Annotated in this window: 5 protein-coding genes; all 5 read right to left on the minus strand. The window is 70.4% G+C overall.

Translation table 11 applies throughout. From position 1 onward, the window contains the following. Positions 1-47: 47 nt before the first annotated feature. The gene (locus tag ACIPK3_RS25920) at positions 48-1,148 is read right to left on the minus strand and encodes a glutamate--cysteine ligase (protein WP_402573306.1); all 1,101 of its coding nucleotides are present in this window, start codon (positions 1,146-1,148) and stop codon (positions 48-50) included. A gap of 22 nt (positions 1,149-1,170) precedes the next feature. Next, positions 1,171-3,390, minus strand: coding sequence for a 1,4-alpha-glucan branching enzyme (gene glgB / locus ACIPK3_RS25925; protein ID WP_402573308.1), 2,220 nt, complete (start codon positions 3,388-3,390; stop codon positions 1,171-1,173). Between the two features lie 5 nt (positions 3,391-3,395). Further along, positions 3,396-4,760, minus strand: coding sequence for a maltokinase (locus ACIPK3_RS25930; RefSeq protein ID WP_402573310.1), 1,365 nt, complete (start codon positions 4,758-4,760; stop codon positions 3,396-3,398). Between the two features lie 31 nt (positions 4,761-4,791). Continuing rightward, the gene (treS, locus tag ACIPK3_RS25935; RefSeq protein WP_402573312.1) at positions 4,792-6,510 is read right to left on the minus strand and encodes a maltose alpha-D-glucosyltransferase; all 1,719 of its coding nucleotides are present in this window, start codon (positions 6,508-6,510) and stop codon (positions 4,792-4,794) included. Then, the coding region (locus tag ACIPK3_RS25940) for a DUF3459 domain-containing protein (RefSeq protein WP_402573313.1) at positions 6,507-6,941 on the minus strand (435 nt) is incomplete at its 5' end. The genes treS and ACIPK3_RS25940, both read right to left, overlap by 4 nt.

Raw genomic sequence — 6,941 nt, forward strand, 5'->3', positions numbered from 1 at the left:
GGTTTGGCGTCATGAACAGACAAGTGATCCCTGTCGATGAACATCTCTCACGCCTGCGTGCGCCGTACACACTCGGCCACGACGTCCCGCAGACTGCCGGTCCGCTCCAGGGTCTCGCGCTGCACCCGGGCGCCGTCGCCGTGCCGCAGCAGCGCGCCGAGCGCCTCCCGCACCCGGTCGGCGTCGCCGTGATCGGCCAGCGGCTCCCGCACATGCTCCACCAGGTCCCGCAGCACCGACTCCGCGGGCGCGGGTCGCAGGGTCACCGGGTGGAGCAGCTCCCCGGACAGCCCCGAGCGCGCAGCGCGCCACGCCGCCAGCCGCAGCAGGCTCACGCTCCGGTCCGGCGCGGCGCCGCCGGACCGCCAGGCGCGCGCGGCCGTCTCCACCAGGGCGCGGGCCAGGGCGGCCACCAGTACGGCGGTCCCCGTGTGCAGACACACGTCGGCGACCCGGATCTCCACCGTCGGATAGGTGCGGGACAGCCGCGCGTCGAAGTACACCATCCCCTCGTCGAGGAGAGCGCCCGTGGCGATCATGTCCGCCACCCGCCGGTGATAGCGCGCGGCCGACCCGAACGCCTCCGTCGGCCCCGCCGACGGCCAGCGATGCCAGACCTGGGTGCGGTAGCTCGCGTACCCGGTGTCCTTGCCCTGCCAGAAGGGGGAGTTGGCGCTCAGTGCCGTGAGCACCGCGAGCCAGGGCCGGATCCGGTCGAGTACGGCCACCCCCTCGTCGTCGGAGTCCACGGACACGTGCACATGGCAGCCGCAGACCAGTTGCTCGTGGACCGCCATGCCGTAGGCGTCCGCCATCCACGCGTAGCGGCGATGAGCGCTGATGGAAGGTCTCACCGGCAGCGGCGAGGTCGCGAGTGCGGCCACCTCGCCGCCGGACTCCCGGGCCAGCCGTGCGGCCAGCGCGCGGCAGCGGCGGATCTCCGCCGCCAGATCGCCCAGGTCCGACTGCGGGTGCGTGGCGAACTCCAGCTGCTGACGGTGCAGCTCCTTCTCGAACACCGCCGCCTCCGAGCCGTCCCGCCCCTCCTCCCGCCCGGCGCGGGCGAGCACGGCGGCGGACACGGCCCGGGGTACCCCGCTGCCGGGATCGACCAGGAGGAGTTCCTCCTCCACTCCTACGGTGCGCACGTCCCCCGAATGCCCCGTCCGCTCACCCTTCAACCGGCGCCGGCACCAGCCACACCGTGGCGAGGGGCGGAAGCGTGAGCCGGAGCCCGCCGTTCTCCGTCACGAGCGGTTGCCGGTGGGTGATGTCGCCGCCGCCGTAGCAGGCGCCGTCAGTGTTCAGCGCCTCCCGCCACACGGGGACCGAGGCGGGCACGCCGAGCCGGTAGTCGTGCCGCACGACGGGGGAGAAGTTGGACACCGCGAGCAGCGGCCTCCCGTGCCCGTCGAACCGCAGGAAGGCGAACACGTTGTCCTCGGCCGCGTCGCCGACGACCCACTGGAAGCCGGCCGGGTCGGTGTCGCGCTGCCACAGGGCCGGGGTGGCCCGGTAGACGGTGTTGAGGTCCCGGACCAGGTCCCGCACGCCCCGATGGTCGCCCTGTGCGACATGGTCCGCGTCCAGCAGCCACCATTCCGGACCGTGCGCCTCGGACCACTCACCACCCTGGGCGAACTCCTGCCCCATGAAGAGGAGTTGTTTGCCGGGGTGGGCCCACATGAAGCCGAGGTAGGCGCGGTGGTTGGCGCGCCGCTGCCACCAGTCGCCGGGCATCTTGGAGACCAGCGCCTGCTTGCCGTGCACGACCTCGTCGTGGGAGATGGGCAGGACGTAGTTCTCGCTGTACGCGTACACCATCGAGAAGGTCATCTCGTGGTGGTGGTACTTGCGGTGCACCGGCTCGTGCTGGACGTACTCCAGCGAGTCGTGCATCCAGCCCATGTTCCACTTCAGCCCGAACCCCAGACCACCGCTGTCCGTCGGCCGGGTCACGCCGTCCCAGGCGGTCGACTCCTCGGCGATGGTCACGACTCCTGGGCTGCGCCGGTAGACGGTGGCGTTCATCTCCTGGAGGAAGGCCACCGCGTCCAGGTCCTCCCGCCCACCGAACACATTGGGCGTCCACTGCCCCGAGTCGCGCGAGTAGTCGAGGTAGAGCATCGAGGCGACCGCGTCCACCCTGAGGCCGTCGATGTGGAACTCCTCGCACCAGTACACCGCGTTGGCCACCAGGAAGTTGCGCACCTCGATACGGCCGAAGTCGAACTCGTAGGTCCCCCAGTCCGGATGCTCGGCCCGCCGGGAGTCCCCGGGCTCGTACAGCGGATCCCCGTCGAAGCGACCGAGCGCCCAGTCGTCCTTGGGGAAGTGGGCGGGCACCCAGTCCATGATCACGCCGATGCCGGCCCGGTGCAGGGCGTCGACCAGGTACTTGAAGTCGTCGGGAGTGCCCAGCCGCGCGGTCGGCGCGTAGTAGGACGTCACCTGGTAGCCCCAGGAGGGGCCGAAGGGGTGCTCGGCGACGGGCATCAGCTCGACATGGGTGAAGCCGAGGTCCCTGACGTACGCGGGCAGTTCGTCGGCGAGTTGGCGGTAGGTCAGCCCCGGTCGCCAGGACGGAAGATGGACCTCGTACACGGAGAACGGCGCCTCGTGCACCGGGGTGTCCCCGCGGTGCGCCATCCATCCCGCGTCGTGCCACTCGTAGTGCGAGGCGTGCACGATGGAAGAGGTGTTCGGCGGTTCCTCCGTGCGTCGGGCCATCGGGTCCGCCTTGAGGCACCGGCCGCCGTACCGGGAGGTGATCTCGAACTTGTACCGGGTGCCCTCGCCGATGCCCGGCAGGAACAGCTCCCACACTCCTGACGAACCCAGCGAGCGCATCGGGTACTGGGTGCCGTCCCAGCAGGTGAAGTCGCCCGCGACGCGCACACCCTGGGCGTTGGGGGCCCAGACGGTGAACCGGGTGCCGGTGACGCCCTGGTGGGTCACCGGCTCGGCGCCCAGCGCCTTCCACAGCTGTTCGTGCCGTCCCTCGCCGATCAGATGCAGGTCCAGCTCGCCGAGCGCCGGGAGGAAGCGGTACGGATCCTCCACCTCCAGCGCGCCGCCCGCGCCGTTCTCGTACTCCACCAGCAGCCGGTAGGCCGGAGGCGTCTCGTACGGCAGTACGGCGGCGAAGAGCCCGTCCCCCTCGGACACCAGCGGACTGCGCATCCCGTCGGCCACCACGCTCACCGCGCGGGCGAACGGACGCAGCGCCCGGAACAGCGTCCCGCCCGGCACCGGGTGGGCGCCGAGGAGGGCGTGCGGATCGTGGTGGGCCCCGGTCAGCAGCCGTTCACGGTCGGCCGGGTCCAGCAGGACCGGCCGGGGTGAGAGCGGGCCCGAGGGCTCGGGCAGCGAAGTGTCACGCAGTGCCATGAAGGTCAGCCTCCCCATATCGCGAGTCGCTCTATCGCGGCCATCGGAACCGGAAGCCAGTCGGGACGGTGCCGGGCCTCGTACAGCACCTCGTACACCGCCCGGTCGGTCTCGTGGGCACGCAGCAGCGCGTGCTTCGTCCGCGGATCCCATCCGGCGCGGACGGCATAGCCCGCGCAGAAGGCCTCCCGGCAGCGGCGGGCCCACTCCGGGCGCCAGGGGCGGCGCTGCCGGGCCGCGTAGTCGAAGGACCGCAGCATGCCCGCGATGTCCCGCACCGGGGACTGGGCCACCCGGCGCTCGGCGAGCGGACGGGACGGCTCACCCTCGAAGTCGATCACGAACCATTCGCGGCCGGCCCGCAGCACCTGCCCGAGATGCAGGTCGCCGTGTATGCGCTGGGCGGGCGGACCGGCGTCGCACGTGGTGAGCGCGCCGAACGCGGTGCGCAGACCCGGCACGAACGACCGCAGCGCGGGCACGCAGTGCGCGGCCGCCTCCAGGCGCGCCGTCATCGCCTCGGCGGTGAGCCCGGTCCCGTCGTGCACGCCGGAGCCGAAGGCCTTGGCCAGCGCCAGATGTATATCGGCCGTGGCCTGGCCCAGCTCGTGCGCCTGGGTGGTGAAGTCGTCGCCCGTGGCGAGCGCGCGCAGCGCGAGTGTCCAGCCGTCGTCGGCGTCGGGCAGGAACGGCTGGAGCACGCCGAGCGTCGCGGGCCAGGGCTCGGTGGTGCGGAACCAGGCCACCGGCGCGGGCACCCGGGTGCAGCCCTGCGCGGCCAGCGCACCCGGCACCTCCAGGTCAGGATTGACGCCGGGCTGGATGCGCCGGAAGACCTTCAGGATGTACGCGTCGCCGTACACCAGTGAGGAGTTGGACTGTTCGGCATCCAGCAGGCGTGGGGTGAGGCCGCCCGGTACGTGGGTGTCCGGGTCCGCCTCGAAGCAGAGCGGGCCCGCGCCGCCCGGGCGGCGCAACCGCTCCAGGAGCAGTTCGGCCGAACGCGTGTCGTGCAGCGCGTCGTACACCGCGAACCCGGCCAGCGACCCCTCCCGCACCTGGCCGATGAACGCCCGTTCCAGCCCCGGCTCCGGCTCTTCCCGCACGCCGAGCAGGAGTTGGTAGCAGTCACCGGCCGACGGTATTCCCGCCGGGGTGAGCACACCGGTCTGCCCGGTGTGCACCAGCAGGTGCAGGCAGCCCGGGAACAGTTCGGTCGACGACAGGACCGAGAGGTCGGTGACCGGCCGGTCCTTGCCCGCGAACCAGCGCTGGCGAGGCAGCCATTCGCGCAGCAGCCCGGCCAGCGAAGCCATGGGCCGGTGGCGGTCGGCCAGGTGTTCCGGCCGGACGGAAACGGTCTTCGGCATGGTGACGCGTCCTTTCCTCGGCGCCGCGCGCTCAGCGTCGTCGGCCGATGCGGGATGCGACTCGGGAGAGCCGGAACCAGTAGAAGCCGTGGCCCGCGAGGGTGAGCAGATACGGCAGTTCGCCGATCGCCGGGAAGCGGACCCCGCCGATGAGCTCGACGGGATGGCGCCCGTCGTAGACCCGCAGGTCGAGTTCGGTGGGCTGGGCGAACCGGGAGAAGTTGTGCACGCACAGCACGAGGTCGTCCTCGTACTCGCGCAGGAAGGCGAGGACCGCCGGGTTGGAGGACGGGAGTTCGTTGTAGGACCCGAGTCCGAAGGCGGGGTTCTGCTTGCGGATCTCGATCATGCGGCGGGTCCAGTGCAGCAGCGACGAGGGGGAGGACATGGAGGCCTCGACGTTGGTGACCTGGTAGCCGTAGACCGGGTCCATGATCGTGGGCAGGTAGAGGCGTCCGGGGTCGCTGTTGGAGAAGCCGGCGTTGCGGTCCGGGGTCCACTGCATGGGGGTGCGGACGGCGTCGCGGTCGCCGAGCCAGATGTTGTCGCCCATGCCGATCTCGTCGCCGTAGTAGAGGATCGGTGATCCGGGCAGGGAGAGCAGCAGCGCGGTGAAGAGCTCGATCTGGTTGCGGTCGTTGTCCAGGAGCGGGGCGAGACGCCGGCGGATGCCGATGTTGGCGCGCATCCGTGGGTCCTTGGCGTACTCGGCCCACATGTAGTCGCGTTCCTCGTCGGTGACCATCTCCAGGGTCAGCTCGTCGTGGTTGCGCAGGAAGATGCCCCACTGGCAGTTCGACGGGATCGCCGGGGTCTTCGCCAGGATTTCGGAGACGGGGTGGCGGGACTCGCGTCGTACGGCCATGAAGATGCGCGGCATGACCGGGAAGTGGAACGCCATGTGGCACTCGTCGCCGCCGCTCTGGAAGTCGCCGAAGTAGTCGACCACGTCCTCCGGCCACTGGTTCGCCTCCGCGAGGAGCACCGTGTCCGGGTACATCGCGTCGATCTCCTTGCGCACCCGCTTGAGGAACTCGTGGCTGGCGGGCAGGTTCTCGCAGTTGGTGCCGTCGGCCGCGTAGAGATAGGGCACCGCGTCCAGGCGGTAGCCGTCGATGCCGAGGTCCAGCCAGAAGCGCAGGGCGGCCAGGATCTCCTCCTGGACCGCCGGGTTCTCGTAGTTGAGGTCCGGCTGGTGGGAGAAGAAGCGATGGAAGAAGTACTGGCCGCGGACCGGGTCGTACGTCCAGTTGGACGCCTCGGTGTCCACGAAGATGATGCGCGCGTCCTGGTAGCGCTTGTCGTCGTCGGCCCACATGTAGTAGTCGCCGTAGGGCCCGTCGGGGTTCCTGCGCGACTCCTGGAACCACGGGTGCTGGTCACTGGTGTGGTTCATGACGAAGTCGATGATCACGCGCATCCCGCGCTGGTGGGCCGCGTCCACGAACTCCACGAAGTCCGCGAGGTCACCGAACTCGGGCAGTACGGCGGTGTAGTCCGAGACGTCGTAACCGCCGTCCCGCAGAGGTGACTTGAAGAAGGGCGGCAGCCAGAGGCAGTCGACGCCGAGCCACTGGAGGTAGTCCAGTTTGGCGGTCAGGCCCTTCAGGTCCCCGATGCCGTCCCCGTCGCTGTCGTGGAAGGAGCGCACCAGCACTTCGTAGAAGACGGCGCGCTTGAACCACTCCGGGTCACGGTCCCTGGCGGGGGTGTCGTCGAAGGTGTCCGGGACGGGATCGTTGACAGTCATGACGCTGTGGGCCCTCCGTTCGGTGGCGCGACGGACGATCGCTCGACATGGAGCACATGCGCCGGCGCCCGGCCGGGAGTGAGGCGCACATAGTTGGTCCTGCCCCAGTGGTAGGTCTCACCCGTCAGTTCGTCGTGCGCGGACAGGCCGTCGTGCCAGTCCAGGCCGAGTTGCGGCATGTCCAACGAGACCGTGGCCTCCTGGGTGTGGTGGGGGTCGAGGTTCGCGACCACCACCACCGTGTCCGTGCCGGTGCGCTTGCTGTAGGCGATCACCGCGTCGTTGTCCGTCCGGTGGAAGCACAGGTTCCTCAGCCTCTGCAGCGCGGGATGCCGGCGCCGGATGGTGTTGAGGCGGGTGATGAGGGGGGCGATGGTGCGGCCCTCGCGGGTGGCGGTGGTCCAGTCGCGGGGGTGGAGCTGGTATTTCTC

Origin of the sequence: Streptomyces sp. NPDC086787 (assembly GCF_044745865.1) — a bacterium.
Taxonomy (GTDB): domain Bacteria; phylum Actinomycetota; class Actinomycetes; order Streptomycetales; family Streptomycetaceae; genus Streptomyces.